This is a genomic window from Bacillus sp. BF2-3 (assembly GCF_008368795.1).
In the GTDB taxonomy this organism is placed as follows: Bacteria; Bacillota; Bacilli; order Bacillales; family Bacillaceae_G; genus Bacillus_A; species Bacillus_A cereus.
The window spans coordinates 1-17,926 of record NZ_QOSA01000025.1; the positions used below are offsets into that span (position 1 = coordinate 1).

The following is a 17,926-nucleotide window of genomic DNA, read 5'->3' on the forward strand; positions in this document are numbered from 1 at the left end:
ATAATTACTCTATATTAGTTCGTTGAATAGTATATAAATTAAGAGAATTCTATCTAGAATTCTCTTAATGGCCTTTATTAATTTTAGCATGTGTTTTAAAGAAGACAGGGAAATGCACATTATATATTACAGTGACGACACGAATAACGAATGTTACTAATAAACAAACATAGAAAGCTAATACGTGCGCCCCCATAGCGTGTGTAATTAGGAAGCTAATTGCTCCTAAGATAGAAGCGATTGCGTAAATCTCTTTTCGGAATACGTAAGGGATATCTTGAGCACAAATGTCACGCAAAATACCGCCTCCAATACCTGTAATGACTCCCATTGAAACAACTAGAAATGAGGCGTCAACATGATGTGACATTGCCGCATTTGCACCAATAGCTGTAAAAACGCCTAAGCCAACAGCATCAGAAAGCATAATAACGACTTGAAGTTTATTGATACGCTCAAAAAACATACAAGTAAATAATGCTGATAATACACTTACGAAAAAGTAAATGGGTTTTACAAATGCGACAGGGGGCAGGTTACCAATCATGATATCACGAATAATACCGCCGCCGAGCGCAGTGGCTACAGCTAAACAAAGGACACCAAATAAATCTAAATCTTTTTTTAAACCAACTAATGTACCAGAAATGGCAGCGGCGATAATGCCAAGAAACGTAAATATATCGATTAATAACATGGCCTTAATCCCTTCCTCTTAAAGATGTTCCAGAGAAAAAATATACACTAAAGTATTGGAAATAACAATTACTTTTCGCTACATGTAGAAAAACGGATAAAATTCATAAAGAAAGCGTTTGAAAATGTTTGGAAAATAACCATAAAGTAATCTGAAAAAGATATGAAAAGATTAATTTTACATTTTTTGATGTTGTTAATTTGGTAAAATATTACAATTAGAGGTGAGATATTTATATTTGTATAAAATGATAAAAAAATATGTATATACTGACAAAAATAAGGGGATGGTTGTTAGATAGATTTTGTAAAAATAGGGGAGTATAGCTAAAGGACGATGATTTTTATTACTTATTAATACTTGTCCTGGCTAGTTTTAGCTGGAAAAATAGTTCTCGATTTGAATATGAGTTATGTTATAATTGCTAGGTGTGTTTGAATGATAAAAAATTATGATTAAAAGATAATGTTAAGATTTTGTATGGAGGTCTTGGAATGTTAGCAAATCAAGCTAGGGTTAGATTTGAGCATTTTTTGCTCTTTTTTATTATTTTACAGCCTGTTTTAGATTTATTAACGTCTCTTAGCATCACTTTATTAAAGTCAAATGCTACCGTTGGAATTTTAGTAAGATTCCTTATTATGGCTGTTGGTGGTATTTACATTTTAATTCAGGCAAAAGAGAAGGAAAATAGAAAGTTTTTAATTTATCTTATATTATTAGCCGGAGTTTTAGGGATAGGGTTTATTAATAACAAACTAGTTAAAAATCCTATTGTACTTGGTGAAGAGGTTAAATTCGTTGCGAAAGCATTATATATATATATCATGCTGGGATCATACATTTTAGCTTTAAAATCATTGAAAAAGACAGTTAATATTAGTGATAAGGTTCGAAATAGTATTGTATATTCTACATTAATCATTAACGCAATTATGGTTATTTCTATTTCAACATCTACTGACTTTGGTAGTTATGAATGGATGAAGGTTGGTTCTCGAGGTTGGTTCTATGCAGGGAATGAACTAGGTTCAATCTTAGCTATTATTTTCCCTATTGTGGTACTATATTCTATTCAAAAAACAAAGAGCTGGAAACACATTTTATATTGGATTCCATCACTTTTAATGATTTATTCGCTAATTCAAGTCGGTACAAAAGTTGGAATGGGCTCAATTGGTGCTACGTTAGGGGCAGCAATCGGAATCATTGTACTACAATTATTATTTGATAGAAAAAATCCGAACAAAAAATCCCTTGCGCTTAATGCAGTAATTGCTATGGTCCTATTAGCTGGTGTAGTTGGGACGTTTAAACAAACACCATTAGCACAAAATATGGGTATTCACAATAATTATTTATCAGAGCAAAATGTGGCACAGCAAGGTCAAAAAGAAAAAGAAATTAAAGAGAAGCTGAAAAAAGAGCAAGAACTTAAAGCAAAAGAAGAAAATCATCATAAAGTTGAAAAGCCAGAAGAAAAGGCGAAGATAGAAGAGGAAGTTAAGAAAGAGCTTGAGAAAGAGCAAAAGAAAGAAAATCAAGAAAATCTTATTTTCAGTGGACGTCAAGTATATGAAGAAAGACATAAGCAGTTCTTTAAAGAAGCGCCAATGTCACAAAAGTTATTAGGAATGGGTTATGCAGGTAACTTTAAATACAATGAACAAAAGCAGCCAGATCCAAAACTAATTGAAATGGACTTCCATGATTGGTTTTATGATTTCGGGATTATTGGCTTTGTATTACTAATGATTCCATTTATTTATTACGGGCTAAGAATTTTACTAGCATTTGCTACGAGATTTAAGGACATATTCAATATAAAATATGGAATGATTTCAGCAAGCTTATTGTTAGCGTTAGGTATTGCTTATATTGCAGGACATATTTTAACAGCACCAGGAGTTGGGATTTACTTTGTAGTGGTGTTAGCTTATCTAATAGTAGACCTAGAAATTGAATGATAAAAATAAAAGCTAACTTTTGTTAGCTTTTATTTTTTAGTACAGTAAAATAAAAATAGATGGAAACGTAGCGAGGATTTAAAGGAGGAAAAAATATGAGAATATTGCATATGAATGCAGGAGCAGAAGATGGGGGAGGGAAAACACATATTATTTCACTTCTCGATCAGTTTCCAACTGGTGAAGTAGAATTAGCAGTATTTGAAGATGGAATTGTTGCGAAGGAAGCAAGGGAGTTAGGGATAAAAGTCCATGTGTTTTCACAAAAATCGCGCTATGATTTATCCATTTTAAAGAATATAAGTGAATTTATTAATAAAGAAAAATTTGATGTAGTTCATACACATGGCCCTAGGGCTAATTTCTATGTTTCTTTAATGAAAAAGAGAATAAAGGCAAAATGGGTAACGACTATTCATAGTGATCCATTTCAAGACTTTACTAAACAGGGCTTAAAAGGTTGGATTTTTACGAAATTAAATTTGAAAGCCTTAAAAAATATAGACTTATTTTTCGTTGTAACAAATAGATTAAAAAAAAGCCTGGCAGCATTAGGTATTTCAAATGAAAAGATGCATGTTATTTATAATGGAATTGAATACGATAAGGAAAAAGCAGAAGGCTATAATAAAAAAGAAATGTTCAATATTGATGAAGATGTATTTACAGCAATCCAAGTAGCACGATTACATCCTGTCAAAGGACATGAAGTTTTATTCGATGCGTTACAACAAACAAAATTAGAGAAAATTAAAGTATTATTAGTTGGCGATGGCCCATTAGAAGAAAATCTAAAGTCATTAGCTACTGAAAAAGGGATTAACGATAAAGTAGAGTTTTTAGGACATCGTCAAGATGTAAAACAATTATTTGCGTCGTCACATGTAAATTTATTAACTTCCCATAGTGAAGGGTTCCCACTAGTTTTATTAGAAGCGGCAAATCAACGCGTACCATCAATTGTGACTAGGGCTGGAGAAATTGAACCATTAATCGTAGATGAAACTTACGGATGGATTGTGCCAACAGGTGATGGAAAGGCATTAGCATTAGCTTTAGAAGAAGTATATGATAAGTGGAAAACTGGAGAGTTAGCAGCAATGGGTAAACATATTTATGAGCATGCTACTATGAACTTCTCACTTCAAAAACTATATGAAGATACAAAGGAAACATATAAGCAATTAATAGCGAAAAACTTGTAATGATAGAGAGGATAGTTAACTATGGCAGTACAAACAGTTGATATTCTAGGCGTTCCTTTTTCTACAATGACAATGGATGAAACGGTCCAATATTTAAAAGAACAACTAGAAGCGGAGCGAACTCATACGTTTCAGGTAGTAACAGCAAACCCTGAAATTGTTATGTGCGCAAAAAAGGATGAAAAGTTCTATCAAACATTATTGAATACAGATTTAATTACACCTGATGGTATTGGGGTTGTAAAGGCAAGCGGGATGCTTGGTACACCTTTAAAAGAACGTGTAGCAGGTTTTGATTTAATGTGTAATTTACTTGCGAAGTTATCAGAAGATAGTAAGCCGTTATCTGTTTTCTTATTAGGTGCAAAGCCGCATGTTGTACAAGCTGCAGCAGATCATTTAACAAAGACATATTCAGCTGTATCCATCGCCGGTATACAAGATGGTTATTTTAAACAAGAAGACGAAGAGAATATTATTTCTCGCATTCAAGAAGCAAAACCAGATTTATTACTTGTTGCACTTGGTTTCCCGAGACAAGAGAACTTTATCCAAAACAATAAGCATCGTTTAGAAACGAAAATGGCTGTTGGAGTGGGTGGAAGTTTAGATGTATGGGCTGGAGAGGTAAAACGTGCACCAAAATGGATTCAAGCGATTCATTTAGAGTGGTTTTATAGATTATGCAGTAATCCAACACGCTGGCGTCGTCAGTTAGTATTAGCGGAATTTTTAAAAGAAGTAATGCGTTCGAAAAAGTAGCGAAATATCGCTGCTTTTTTTATTTGTTCATTTTTAATAAATTGAAACTTTAATCAGTGAGGCATCCCCACTGATTATTAGCTCTCACCAATCGGGATAGACGTTTTACTTTTTGGGAATGATGAAGGAGAATTTTTTACACAAAAGTATTTTACTTATACAATTCACACATGTAAAATGATGTGTAAAGACACCTGTGTGAGGAGGACTTCTAGTGGGCAAGGTAAAAGAAATTTCGAAGCGCAAACTACTTGGTATAGCTGGGCTTGGATGGCTATTTGATGCAATGGATGTTGGAATGCTTTCATTTGTAATGGTAGCCTTGCAAAAGGATTGGGGATTAAGTACGCAAGAAATGGGCTGGATAGGCAGTATTAACTCAATCGGTATGGCAGTAGGAGCGCTTATTTTTGGGATACTATCAGATAAAATAGGGCGGAAATCAGTCTTTATTATTACATTATTGTTATTTTCTATCGGTAGTGGTTTAACTGCATTAACAACAACACTTGCAATGTTTCTCGTTTTACGCTTTTTAATTGGTATGGGGCTTGGCGGAGAGCTTCCAGTTGCCTCTACACTAGTATCAGAGAGTGTTGAAGCGCATGAGCGTGGGAGAATTGTTGTGTTATTAGAAAGTTTTTGGGCAGGTGGATGGCTAATTGCAGCTCTTATCTCGTATTTTGTTATTCCTAAATATGGTTGGGAAGTTGCGATGGTATTGAGTGCAATTCCAGCACTATATGCTTTATATTTAAGATGGAATTTATCGGATTCCCCAAGGTTCCAAAAAGTTGAAAAAAGGCCATCTGTTATTGAAAATATAAAATCAGTTTGGTCTGGGGAATATCGTAAAGCAACAATTATGCTATGGATTCTATGGTTTTGTGTTGTCTTTTCCTATTATGGAATGTTCCTTTGGTTACCGAGTGTAATGGTGCTAAAAGGATTTAGTTTAATAAAAAGTTTCCAATACGTACTTATTATGACGTTAGCTCAACTTCCAGGATATTTCACCGCTGCTTGGTTTATTGAACGTCTCGGTCGTAAATTTGTTTTGGTTACGTATTTAATTGGGACAGCTTGCAGTGCTTATTTGTTTGGGGTTGCGGATTCATTAACAGTATTAATCGTGGCAGGTATGTTACTATCCTTCTTTAACTTAGGTGCTTGGGGAGCATTATACGCCTATACACCTGAGCAGTATCCAACGGTTATTCGTGGTACAGGTGCAGGAATGGCAGCAGCGTTTGGGCGTATTGGTGGTATTCTTGGGCCACTATTAGTGGGATATTTAGTTGCCTCAGAAGCTTCACTATCATTAATATTTACGATTTTTTGTGGATCAATTTTAATTGGTGTATTCGCTGTAATAATACTTGGACAGGAAACGAAGCAACGAGAATTAGTATAAAGTGAAAATTTAAACGTATCCCTGACCGTTTATTATCCTACACTACTCGGATCTTTATAGGCAGTTAGTGCGGGATAAAAGGGGAGAGGAAACCGAAGTGGTTTCCTTTTTTCTGTTTTTTTAGATAAATAATGGTATAGTAAGAAAAAGGGATTATTTCTTATAAAAGCGAATGTATACAACAGGACATATGGACAAAGAATTAGGTGGTTGAAGAAATGAAAATTTTACTGATTATGGAAGAGGCAGAAGAGAGAAGAGAGTTAGCTGAAAATTTCACTGAAAATATGAGAAATGTAGAATGTTTTGAAGCAAAGACAGGAACAGAATCTTTATTTATGATGAAAAAACATATACCAGACTTTGTTTTTTTAAGTTCCAAATTACTAGATGGTACTGGTTTTGAATATGCAAGTTTATTACGAGAAATAAATTGCTATACAAAATTTATTTTTGTAGGTGAAAACATAGAAGAATCTATTACAGCTTTTCGTTTCCAAGCATTTTATTATTTATTGCGACCATTTCGTGAAGAAGATTTACAATTTCTTTTATATAAAATAGGTAAAGAACAAGGTGAGAAAGCAAAGAGTTATTTGCGAAAACTACCGATAGAAAGTCAAGAGGGCATACGATATATTCTTCCAGAAGATATCGTATATGTAAGTAAAAATAAAGAAAATAAAACTGTTTCAATTTACACAACGAATAATCAGTATATTTCAACATATACACTTCAGGAATTAGAAAATAAGCTAAATGCATATGATTTTTTACGTGTACATAAAAGCTATTTAATTAATATGTCATATGTAAAAGAACTGAAACCTTATTATAATGGCACGTATAATTTGTATTTAGATAGGTATGATGAGCAACCGATTCCAGTCAGTCGTAATTATGTAAAACGCCTTCGAAATAACATTGAATTATAGTAGATAATGAGAGTATTTTAACATGATAAACTGAAAATCCTTCATGATAGGGAGGATTCAAGTTAAATATTCAGAAAATTTAGTACAATCTCCACTAAGAAATAGTATTGGGGGAATTGTATGTGAAGACATTGAAATCGATCTTACTTTGGGGCGTTATTACAGCAGTAGGAGCAGGTGCTTTTGGGGTAATAGCTTTATCACAAGGTGAAACCATTAATGCTGTATGGCTCTTAGTAGCTGCCGTATGTGTATATGCAGTTGCTTATCGCTTTTATAGTAGATTTATAGCGAGAAAGGTTTTTAATTTAGATGATAATCGGCAAACACCAGCCCATACATTAAATGATGGGAAAGACTATGTTCCAACAAATAAGTGGGTATTGTTTGGACATCACTTTGCAGCGATTGCTGGAGCGGGACCTTTAGTAGGACCGATTTTAGCGGCACAAATGGGGTATTTACCAGGGACCATTTGGATTATTGTTGGGGTAGTTGTTGCGGGGGCTGTCCAAGATTTTGTTATTTTATTTGCTTCAATGAGACGTAATGGTAAATCGTTAGGAGAAATGATTAAAGATGAGATTGGACCTGTTACAGGACTAATTGCAATGATAGGTATTTTAGGAATTATGATTATTTTATTAGCAGTATTAGCGTTGGTCGTAGTAAAGGCACTAATCGGAAGTCCTTGGGGAATGTTTACGATAGCAGCAACGATTCCTATCGCTATTTTAATGGGAGTTTATATGCGCTATATTAGGCCTGGTCGTGTTGGAGAAGGATCAGTAATCGGTATTATCCTACTTATTTTATCTCTTGTTGGAGGACAGTATGTAGCAGAAAATCCAACACTTGCAAGTATGTTCACATTTAGTGGTGAAACAATTGCTATTATGCTTATTGTATATGGATTTATTGCATCTGCATTACCAGTTTGGATGCTTTTAGCACCACGTGATTATTTAAGTACATTTTTAAAAGTTGGAACAATTGTAGGGTTAGCAATCGGTATCTTAATTGTAGCACCAGATTTACAAATGCCAGCAGTTTCGAAATTTATTGATGGAACTGGTCCTGTGTTCTCTGGAAACCTATTCCCTTTCTTATTTATTACTATTGCTTGTGGTGCAGTGTCTGGATTCCATGCTCTTGTTTCATCAGGTACGACGCCGAAGATGATTGAGCAAGAGGGACACGCACAGCCAATCGGTTATGGAGCAATGTTAATGGAGTCGTTTGTAGCAGCGATGGCGATGATTGCAGCTTGTGTATTAACACCGGGAACGTATTTTGCAATTAATAGTCCCGCAGCACTTATCGGTACAGATGTCTCGCAGGCAGCTCAAGTTATTTCCTCATGGGGATTTGCTATTACACCAAATGAACTAAAAGATCTTGCTGTAAATGTTGGAGAGCAAACGATTTTATCACGTACAGGTGGTGCGCCAACATTAGCGATAGGCATGGCATATATTTTCTCACAAGTAATAGGTGGAACGGCCATGATGGCATTTTGGTATCATTTTGCGATTCTCTTTGAAGCCCTATTTATTTTAACAACGATTGATGCCGGAACGCGTGTCGGCCGATTTATGATTCAAGATATTTTAGGGCATGTATATAAGCCATTTGGGAAAACGGATTCTACATTAGCGAATGTAATCGCTACAACATTATGTGTATTAGGGTGGGGATATTTCTTATACCAAGGGGTAATAGATCCGCTCGGTGGAATTAATACATTATGGCCACTTTTCGGTATTGCAAATCAAATGCTAGCAGGTATTGCATTATTACTTGGAACGACAATTTTGTTCAAAATGGGGAAAAAGGCGTACGTTTGGGTAACACTTATTCCAACTGTGGGATTGCTTATTGTAACAATGACAGCTGGTTATCAAAAGCTATTTCATGAAAATCCTAAAATCGGATTTCTATCTCACGCGAAGGTGTTTCAGGGAGCGTTAGATGAAGGGAAAGTGTTAGCACCAGCTAAAAATGTTACTCAAATGAAGCAAATTATTTTTAATGATTATATCGATGCAGCGCTTTGTGGGATTTTTATGATAGTTGTAATCGCTGTGTTAATTTCAGCACTTCGAATTTGGATACAAGTATTAAGAAATAAGCCAATGCCGTTAAAAGAGGCACCATATATTCCTAGAGATGAAAGTGAGTCGAGGAACTATGCTTAAAAAGCTGTGGCAAGTATGGGGAGAAAGGAAGCGCTTTATTAGTTTGCTCGTTGGGGTACCAAGTTATGAAGTATATGTGGAGCATATGAAAAAGCATCATCCTGAAGAAGAGGTTTTATGTCAAAAGCAATTTTTTGCTGAGGCACAAGAAGCAAGATTTAACGCAAAGGGTGGAAAAATATCACGCTGTTGTTAATGAAAAAGGGCGAGTTTTCGCCCTTTTTATTTTTTGCTGTTTCACGTGGAACAGCAAAAAATAAATAAAAACTTTGGGAATTATAGGGATTTCGTATACAATAAAGTAAGGAAAGGGATAGATAGAAAAGTAAGGAGATCATTTTATGTTAAGGGACTTATTTGTAAATACAACAATTATTCTTTCCTTTATTTTTGTTGGAGGTCAGCTTTTAAGAGATAAGCCGTTAAAAGAGGGATTCTCTTTTGGGCAGAAATGTGTAGTAGGCATTTTTACTGGGATACTAGGTATATTACTAATGTATTTCGGTGTTCGTGTTGGTACCATCCTATTGGATTTACGCTACTTAGCTGTTATTCTAGCTGTTATTATTGGAGGGCCGATAGCGAGTACCATAACAATTATTATGATTTTAGTAACTAGACTGTTGTTTATGGATTATTCATTAGCTTCTCAAGTGGCCTTTTATACAATCATTGCGATAGGAATAGGGAGTATCTTTATTTCGCGTATGAAGCTTTCTTTAGGGGAAAAGTGGGTATGGTTACACGCATATATTTTATCTATTCTAATCCCAGCGTTATATATATGGTTAATTAAAGAGATCCACATAGTGGGATTATATTTAATTTCTAGTATTATTACAGGTTACATAACATTCATAAGTGCAAATTATGTTTTACAATCCAATGAGCTATTTCAAACGATGAAGCAATACGCAACGATAGATGCATTGACAGGTCTAGGAAACGTAAGGCAGTTTGATTTAGAGATGAATCGTCATATTAGTAATAAACACTTGAAAAACGATTCACTTTGTTTACTACTTATAGATATTGACCATTTTAAGCATGTAAATGATACGTATGGGCACCCAGCGGGAGACGAAGTGTTAAAACAAGTAGGGCATATTTTGCGAGAAATGTCAGCATTTCCGGATTTGGTTTTTCGAAAGGGTGGAGAGGAGTTTGCGCTTTTGATACCAAGGAAAGGAATAGCTTATGGAATTCATGTTGGGGAACAAACTCGTATAGCTGTTGAAAAACATTCATTTGAATTGTTAGATGGAACAAAAATAAAAATTACAGTTTCGGTAGGGGTTTCAGAGTATGAAGGGGCATCAGAGCAATTTATTCAAGCGGCGGATGATGCGTTATACTACTCGAAACGAAATGGTAGAAATAAGGTCAGCTCTGCATCTTAAAGATAAGATGACCGGAAGACATAAAGCTTATAAAAAACACTCACAGAGACAATGTATGAACCTTGTGAGTGTTTTTATTTATATATTAGACAAGTTCTTTTGATACAACGAATTTACGATATGCACCATGGTGAGTTGGACCTACGTATTCGTTAATTTTGAATGAGTAACGAATAGCAGCTGTGATGAATTCTTTAGCAGTTTTTACTGCTTCTTTCACAGGTTTTCCTTTTGCAAGTTCTGCTGTAATTGCAGCAGAATATGTGCAACCTGCGCCGTGTGTATTTGTAGTATCAATTTTTTCTGATTCTAAAAGATCGAATGTTTCTCCATCATATAGGACGTCGATTGCAGTTTCCGTACCAAGTTTGCTTCCGCCTTTAATTAGTACGTATTTGGCACCTAAAGCGTGGATTTTCTTCGCTGCTTCTTTCATGTCCTCAAGAGAATTAATTTTCACACCGCTTAATTGGTAAGCTTCAAATAAGTTTGGCGTTACAACTAATGCCTTTGGCACAAGAACGTCACGTAAGCAATCGTTCGTTTCAGGGTGTAATGCTTCATCTGCACCTTTACATACCATAACAGGGTCAACTACTACATTTTTGAAATTGTGCTTTTCGATTGTTTCTGCAACCATTTCAATAATTTCTACTGATCCAAGCATACCTGTTTTTAAAGCGTCTACGCCAACACCTTCAATTGTTGTTTCTAATTGTGGTTTTAATGTAGAAGCTGGGATTGGAAATACGTTATGTGCCCAACTGTTATGTGGATCCATCGTTACGATTGTTGTAAGAGATGTCATTCCGTATACGCCCAGTTCTTGGAATGTTTTTAAATCTGCTTGTATACCAGCACCGCCACTTGTGTCAGAACCAGCGATAGTAAGTGCTTTATTTAATGTCATTATGAAAGCCCCCTCGAGTGATATAATGAAAACTATGTTTTCACCATTATATCAATGTTACGAATAAGTACAAAGTGAAAAGTAGATGATTTATTTTAAGAGCTATTTAAAATCTTGTATGCAGGAGACTGAGTATGTTTCGAGATAATCGTACGAATGAATTAGTTATATTAAAGGAAATTGCAGAAACATTAAATACATCAAATGATACATATCATGTATTGCAAGCTGTCCTCGAGAAATTGCTAAGTGTAACAGGTTTAACGACAGGATGGATTTTTCTTGCGGATGAAAATGGTAAGTATACGAAGTTAATTGATTATCAATTACCAGAGGCACTTACATATGAAAATAAACGCCCGATGTGCGAAGGTGAATGTTGGTGTTTACGAGGTTTTGTAGATGGAAAATTGGAGAGAGCCGTTAATATTATTGAATGTAAAAGAATTAATAATGCAATTGAATATAATTGGGGGGATACGGAGGGCATTCTTCATCATGCTACGGTTCCTTTAAAAGCTGGGGGAGAAAAATTTGGGGTGTTAAATGTTGCAAGTCCGGGTAAAACACATTTTTCAGAAGAAGAATTAGTATTACTCCAATCGGTTGCCTTCCAAATTGGTACGGCTTTAAAGCGAACAAAATTATATGAAAATGAAAAGAGAAGAGCACATTATTATGTGAAATTAGAGCGTTTCATTCAAGATTTAAAAATGATTCATAAGTTTAATGTACTACCTGAAAAGGTGGTAAATCACGTAGGTGAAGTATTTCAATGGAATCAAGTAGCGCTTTTTATTAGGGAGGAAAAAGAATTATCTCTGCGAGCGTCTTACGTTCAGGAAGAGTTACAAGAGGATGTAAAAGAGGCGGCCAAGAAGGCGTTAGAACAAGATGAACCAGTTCTAATAAAACATCAAATAGGACATAATGTACATCTAAATCGAGCTGTTATTGCTACACCAATACATATTCAAAACCATATATTTGGTGTTTTATGTGTTAGTTTGAATAATGGAGAGTTTGATGCTAATACAATAGATGTAATTCAAGCATTATCGAACCATGTTTCGTTAATAATAGAGAATTTGAGGTTAAACGAGCAGCGCCGTGAACTTGTACGAATGGAAGAAAGAAATCGGTTAGCAAGAGATTTACATGATTCTGTTTCGCAAAAATTATTTTCATTAACCTTCATGACAAAAGGCGCCGAGGCAGTTTTAAAAGGTAAAAATGAAAAGGTAGATCAATCTTTGCATGAGATGCGTGAACTTGCGCAAGGAGCTTTGAAAGAAATGAGGACATTAATTTGGCAGCTTCGTCCGGCAGGATTAGAAAAAGGATTATTGCCAGCTCTAAAGCAGTACGGTGAAAATTTGGGACTGAAAATTAGGGAGCAAGTTACGGGTGTTCGTGATTTACCTCGTGTAGTAGAAGAAGCTTTGTGGCGCATAGGCCAAGAAGCACTGAACAATGTAAGTAAGCATGCAGGTGTAAAAGAAGCGACGATTTATTTTACAGTGAATGAGAAAAATGTATCATTAGAAATAGTTGATCAAGGAAAGGGCTTTGTGGAAAAGAATATAAAAGAAAAGAAATCACTAGGTATGACTACGATGCGTGAAAGAGTAGAATTAGTTGGTGGAACAATTAAAATTGTAAGTAGTAATAAACGAACGAGCGTAAAAGTAAATGTACCATTATGATGTGAAAATGAGGGAAGTTTGTGAAAATAAAAGTATTGTTAGTTGATGATCATACAGTCGTTTTAAAAGGATTAGCATTTTTCTTAAGTACACAGGAAGATTTAGAGTTAGTTGGAGAAGCGAATAATGGGAAAGAAGCGTTAGTGAAAGTAGGAGAAACAAATCCCGATGTTATATTAATGGATTTATATATGCCTGAAATGGATGGTGTTGAGGCGACGGCATATATAAAAAAAGAGTATCCAAATGTGAAAGTAATTGTATTAACTAGCTTTTCTGATCAGGCGCATGTGTTACCTGCATTAAGGGCTGGAGCAAGTGGGTATATTTTAAAAGATGTAGAACCAGATCAGCTTGTTGAGGCTATTCGAAGCGCATATAAAGGTAATATTCAATTACATCCGGATATAGCAAATGCTCTTCTCTCTCAAACATTACCTGTAGAAGAAAAGGAAGAAGAATCTTCTATTCAAGTGGATGTGCTAACAGCGAGAGAAAATGAAGTATTGCAGCTATTAGCGAAAGGGATGAGCAATAAGGAAATTGCATCTGTTTTAGTTATTACAGAAAAGACGGTTAAGGCGCATGTAAGTAGTATTTTGAGTAAGTTGAATTTATCTGATCGTACGCAAGCGGCATTATATGCAGTTAAAAATGGAATTGTATAAGACGAAAGTCGTAAGACCAAGTTCGCCTTTAGAAGGTGGACTTTTTTTATGGAAAAATACGTCTATGTGAGGACGAAATTGTCTTTATATAAAGATAAAATATGTTTGTAAGCAACAAAACAACAATTACAAGGGATACCTTTTTTGAAAGCATATAACAACATAAGAGTGAGTACTAGGAGGAATAAATAATGGCAACAGTTTTATTCGTTAAAGCAAATAACCGTCCAGCGGAACAAGCAGTTAGTGTAAAATTATATGAGGCATTTTTAGCAAACTATAAAGAAGCACACCCAAATGATACAGTAGTAGAACTTGATTTATATAAAGAAGAATTACCATACGTAGGCGTAGACATGATCAATGGTACATTCAAGGTAGGTAAAGGATTTGATTTAACAGAAGAAGAAGCAAAAGCAGTAGCAGTTGCTGATAAGTATTTAAATCAATTCCTAGAAGCTGATAAAGTTGTTTTCGGCTTCCCATTATGGAACTTAACGATTCCAGCAGTATTGCACACATATATTGATTATTTAAACCGTGCTGGTAAAACGTTCAAATATACGCCAGAGGGTCCAGTTGGCCTAATTGGAGATAAGAAGATTGCATTATTAAATGCAAGAGGCGGCGTATATTCAGAAGGTCCAGCAGCTGAGGTAGAAATGGCTGTTAAATATGTAGCAAGTATGATGGGCTTCTTCGGCGCAACAAACATGGAAACAGTAATTATTGAAGGACATAACCAATTCCCAGATAAAGCAGAAGAAATCATTGCTACAGGTCTTGAAGAAGCAGCTAAAGTAGCAAGTAAATTTTAATTAAAATTATAATCGTCACTCGAAAAAGCAGCATTAACATGTAAACGTTAATGCTGCTTTTTTTATATTTTTAGTTCATCAGCAAGTTTTTTTAATTGAATTCGATCTCGTATGTAATAGGTTCTTCCGTCTTTTTTTAAGTAATTTTGTTGGCAAAACTGATTTAATACATATAAAAGATGACGGTAGCTGACATTTAAATATTCCGAGGCCTCAGTATGCTTTTCTATATAACAATTATTTTGTTCTGTTAATAAAATAAAAGCAGCTAATCGATTTTCAAAAGGATAACTATAGTTTTTTGCGTAATTTTCAGTGCGAGTAATTGTCTTTTCTCCAATAAATTTGCATAAGTGCTGTAAAAATGTTGCATCTTGTAATAAAAGTTGCTGACAATCTTTAAGAGGAAGTGCCAAACAAACACAATCTTCTAGTACTTCAACGGACTTAGTAATATTTTCTACTCCTATTAATCCTAATTCCCCGATAAAAGATGGTGCTTGAATAAAATTAATTAATGAAACCTTCCCGTTTTTATGACTCATATATATTTTTGCCTTCCCAGAAATTAAGTAATAGAGATAAGGGAGAGTATTTCCTTCGCTACATATCATCTCTTTCGTTTGAAAAGAATGTAGCTCTACATATGGCAAGACATGAAATGAAAATAGGGTATGGAATTGATGGATTTGCATGTATTGATAAATTTCTTCCTCATTTTTGCTGATTTTCATATTTTCACCTCTATTTATAGTATGAGATATCTCCTATTATCTTTACAAGAAGGAATGATACGATTTATGTAAATTTGTTTTTGTAGAAAAGAGAGTGTGATGAGTTTATGAAAAAATATAAAACATTGCTATTTGATGTAGATGATACATTATTAGATTTCCAAAAGGCTGAAAAAGTGGCTTTACGAGTGCTTTTTGAAGAGAAGGGAATCCCTTTAACAGACGAGATAGAGGCTCGTTATAAAAAAATAAATAAAGGTCTTTGGGATGCTTTTGAAAAAGGTGAACTATCACGCAATGAAGTTGTAAATACACGATTCTCTCTGTTGTTTAAAGAGTATGGAGAAGAAGTAAATGGAATATTATTCGAAAATAATTATCGTAACTACTTAGAAGAAGGAAATCAACTCATGCAAGGTGCATTTGAATTTATAAATCAAATTCAAGGGGAGTATGAATTGTATATAGTGACAAATGGTGTTTCTAAGACGCAAGATAAACGTTTGCGCAATGCAGGGTTACATTCATTATTTAAAGATGTCTTTGTTTCGGAAGATACAGGTTTTCAAAAACCGATGAAAGAGTATTTTGATTATGTTTTTGAACGGATTCCTAACTTTGCACCTGAAGAAGGGCTGATTATTGGGGATTCATTAAGCGCTGATATTAAAGGTGGATATGTAGCGGGAATTGATACTTGTTGGTTTAATCCAGAAAGGAAATTAAATGATAGTGGGATTATACCGACATATGAAGTGCATAATTTTGAGGAGTTAGAAGCGTTATTGAAGCAGCATGTGTAATAAAAAAATAGACAGTGGAGCTTTCGTCCCCACTGCCTATTTTTATTAATTTTTATTTTCGTTATGTTTTGGGAGTGGAAAGGCATTCCCGATAGCAGCTGCACCAAGCATGGGCAATAGTAAATTAAGCGGGAAAAACATAAGTAATAGTAATGTTATAGCTATTGGCTTTCGTAACGCATAGCTTGAAATTGCTGTTGTTACGATGGCAACAGATGCTACTGGATCTATAGGAAGAATAGATGCTACAGCGTATCCGATACTTGACCCAGAAAATATAATTGGGAAGATATGTCCACCTCGCCACCCTGTGTTCAAACAAACGGCAGTAATGCACAACTTTAAAATCCCTGAAAGAAGTAGTATCCAAAAAGATAAATGGCTCCATTCAACAACTAATTCTTTTAATTGATGTTCCCCTGAAAATAATGTGTACGGAAGAAAGGTTCCCGCAATTCCTAATAAAATACCACCGATAATTCCGAGTGTCAGCTTGTATTCTCTAAAAGGGTGAATTAACTTTTCTAATGTGAATTCTAACTTGAAATAAAAGAAACCAACTATAGCACCGATACTAGCAAGTGGAAGAAATGCAATCCATTCATTGAAAGAAAGTGTACCTTCTCCGAAATCAACAATAAAGGATCCACGATTATCAAGTTTACTCAGTAGTAAATAAACAGAAAAACCTGCGAAAGTAGTAGCTAAGTATACAATCGCTTTTTTTCCTTTAGAAAAAGCAGCAATTTCTTCCCCCTCATTTTCATTTGGTGCTAAATAACCGAATAATGGTGCGTTAAAAATGACACTTAAAGTAGCGCCAATTCCGATCTCGGTTAGCTCATTCATACCCTTTAAGGCAAATTTAAAGCGATCCCCTACCCATGTGCACAGTCCGCCTATAATTCCAACTAGTGCGGCTTCTGGACCAAGACTAGCACCGAAAATTAAAACAATAATCGCTGTTAAAGTAGCCCGATGGACAAAGCGATATTCGATTCGACCAGTTTTTTTATATTCAGCCATTACTTCAGGCATAAGGCGTGGGTATGTACCAAAATGTTTTTGTGATAGACCAACAAGGACCCCGCCAATTATTGTTACGCAAAGGGTGTAATAAGAGGGAAAAGAGAGAACTTCAGGCAAGTATCCCCAAATAAAGTGGATTCCAATATTTATTGTGACTAAAAATAACCAGACTGTAGCTCCTACTATAGATCCTAGAAGAATGCCATATAGAGCAAGTATGTAATGCATATCTTTTTTATTTGTCATGTTATACCTCCGTTATGTAAATCTTAGTAGGGAAAAAAGTGAAATATACTAGTGAAAAATGGATTGAATATATATAGTATCTTTTTGAGAAGATGGCCTATTCAACATATAGGCTAACTTTTGGGGAATTTGAATTTATAGGTTAAATTACTTATTTAATTTTATAGACTGATTTGAGGTTTTTAAAGGTCTTTTTTGAAATAGACTAGAATATATTTCTTTTGTTGCTTTATATGAAACTGTTAACATTTATTTTAGAACATTCAGAAAAACTGTTTGACATTAGGAAATTATTGCTATAAAATCAACGGTAATTGCATAGTCTTATCAAGAAAAGGTGGAGGGACAGGCCCGATGAAACCTTGGCAACAGCCGTATAACGGAATTGTGCCAAATCCTGCAGGTAGTAATCCTGAGAGATAAGAAAGAGCCTT

16 protein-coding genes and 1 riboswitch are annotated in these 17,926 nt (G+C 34.8%); of the genes, 12 read left to right on the top strand and 4 right to left on the bottom strand.

Features of this window, described 5'->3' with window-relative positions; genetic code table 11:
- Positions 1-64: 64 nt before the first annotated feature.
- Positions 65-697 carry a trimeric intracellular cation channel family protein gene (locus DN401_RS19370; protein WP_000924371.1) on the bottom strand — a complete coding sequence of 211 codons (633 nt, stop codon included), beginning with the start codon at positions 695-697 and terminating at the stop codon, positions 65-67.
- A gap of 494 nt (positions 698-1,191) precedes the next feature.
- Here DN401_RS19370 and DN401_RS19375 point away from each other — a divergent pair, with 494 nt between their 5' ends.
- From DN401_RS19375 to DN401_RS19415, 8 genes are all read left to right on the top strand, one after another.
- Positions 1,192-2,664 carry an O-antigen ligase family protein gene (locus tag DN401_RS19375; RefSeq protein WP_000880755.1) on the top strand — a complete coding sequence of 491 codons (1,473 nt, stop codon included), beginning with the start codon at positions 1,192-1,194 and terminating at the stop codon, positions 2,662-2,664.
- A 95-nt stretch (positions 2,665-2,759) separates the two neighbouring features.
- Entirely contained in the window at positions 2,760-3,869 is a 1,110-nt protein-coding gene (locus DN401_RS19380) for a glycosyltransferase family 4 protein (RefSeq protein ID WP_149287905.1), read from the top strand.
- Positions 3,870-3,890: 21 nt separating this feature from the next.
- Positions 3,891-4,631, top strand: a complete 741-nt coding sequence (locus DN401_RS19385; RefSeq protein WP_000290746.1) for a WecB/TagA/CpsF family glycosyltransferase — start codon at positions 3,891-3,893, stop codon at positions 4,629-4,631.
- A gap of 214 nt (positions 4,632-4,845) precedes the next feature.
- On the top strand, positions 4,846-6,045 hold the full coding sequence (locus DN401_RS19395) for an MFS transporter (protein WP_000521081.1): 1,200 nt from the start codon (positions 4,846-4,848) through the stop codon (positions 6,043-6,045).
- A 218-nt stretch (positions 6,046-6,263) separates the two neighbouring features.
- Positions 6,264-6,980 carry a LytR/AlgR family response regulator transcription factor gene (locus DN401_RS19400; RefSeq protein ID WP_000698256.1) on the top strand — a complete coding sequence of 239 codons (717 nt, stop codon included), beginning with the start codon at positions 6,264-6,266 and terminating at the stop codon, positions 6,978-6,980.
- A gap of 122 nt (positions 6,981-7,102) precedes the next feature.
- Positions 7,103-9,178: a carbon starvation protein CstA gene (gene cstA, locus DN401_RS19405; RefSeq protein WP_000854312.1), complete on the top strand. Its 2,076-nt coding sequence runs from the start codon at positions 7,103-7,105 to the stop codon at positions 9,176-9,178.
- Complete coding sequence (locus tag DN401_RS19410; protein ID WP_000914503.1) at positions 9,171-9,374, top strand: YbdD/YjiX family protein; 204 nt, start codon at positions 9,171-9,173, stop codon at positions 9,372-9,374. Before cstA ends, DN401_RS19410 begins: the two co-directional genes overlap by 8 nt.
- Positions 9,375-9,519: 145 nt before the next feature.
- The gene (locus tag DN401_RS19415) at positions 9,520-10,578 is read left to right on the top strand and encodes a GGDEF domain-containing protein (protein WP_000942917.1); all 1,059 of its coding nucleotides are present in this window, start codon (positions 9,520-9,522) and stop codon (positions 10,576-10,578) included.
- A gap of 85 nt (positions 10,579-10,663) precedes the next feature.
- On the opposite strand, the gene pdxK is transcribed toward DN401_RS19415, so the two are convergent.
- Positions 10,664-11,488 carry a pyridoxine/pyridoxal/pyridoxamine kinase gene (gene pdxK / locus DN401_RS19420; RefSeq protein WP_000174266.1) on the bottom strand — a complete coding sequence of 275 codons (825 nt, stop codon included), beginning with the start codon at positions 11,486-11,488 and terminating at the stop codon, positions 10,664-10,666.
- A gap of 134 nt (positions 11,489-11,622) precedes the next feature.
- On the opposite strand from pdxK, the gene DN401_RS19425 reads away from it, so the two are divergent.
- The 3 genes from DN401_RS19425 (at position 11,623) to DN401_RS19435 (ending at position 14,680) form a co-directional block, all read left to right on the top strand.
- Positions 11,623-13,194: a GAF domain-containing sensor histidine kinase gene (locus DN401_RS19425; protein ID WP_000488138.1), complete on the top strand. Its 1,572-nt coding sequence runs from the start codon at positions 11,623-11,625 to the stop codon at positions 13,192-13,194.
- Between the two features lie 20 nt (positions 13,195-13,214).
- Positions 13,215-13,862: a response regulator gene (locus DN401_RS19430; protein ID WP_000695801.1), complete on the top strand. Its 648-nt coding sequence runs from the start codon at positions 13,215-13,217 to the stop codon at positions 13,860-13,862.
- A 191-nt stretch (positions 13,863-14,053) separates the two neighbouring features.
- Positions 14,054-14,680 carry an FMN-dependent NADH-azoreductase gene (locus tag DN401_RS19435; protein ID WP_000246734.1) on the top strand — a complete coding sequence of 209 codons (627 nt, stop codon included), beginning with the start codon at positions 14,054-14,056 and terminating at the stop codon, positions 14,678-14,680.
- Positions 14,681-14,742: 62 nt separating this feature from the next.
- On the opposite strand, the gene DN401_RS19440 is transcribed toward DN401_RS19435, so the two are convergent.
- A complete protein-coding gene (locus tag DN401_RS19440) occupies positions 14,743-15,414 on the bottom strand; it encodes a transcriptional regulator YeiL (protein WP_000703310.1) in 672 nt (223 codons plus the stop codon).
- A 107-nt stretch (positions 15,415-15,521) separates the two neighbouring features.
- Between DN401_RS19440 and DN401_RS19445 the strand changes: the two genes are divergently transcribed.
- Positions 15,522-16,217: a YjjG family noncanonical pyrimidine nucleotidase gene (locus DN401_RS19445; RefSeq protein ID WP_000760196.1), complete on the top strand. Its 696-nt coding sequence runs from the start codon at positions 15,522-15,524 to the stop codon at positions 16,215-16,217.
- A gap of 45 nt (positions 16,218-16,262) precedes the next feature.
- Here DN401_RS19445 and DN401_RS19450 read toward each other — a convergent pair whose 3' ends face one another.
- Entirely contained in the window at positions 16,263-17,492 is a 1,230-nt protein-coding gene (locus tag DN401_RS19450; RefSeq protein ID WP_000182456.1) for a chloride channel protein, read from the bottom strand.
- 321 nt (positions 17,493-17,813) lie between these two features.
- A riboswitch (SAM riboswitch) is annotated at positions 17,814-17,918 on the top strand.
- The last annotated feature ends 8 nt before the right edge of the window (positions 17,919-17,926 follow it).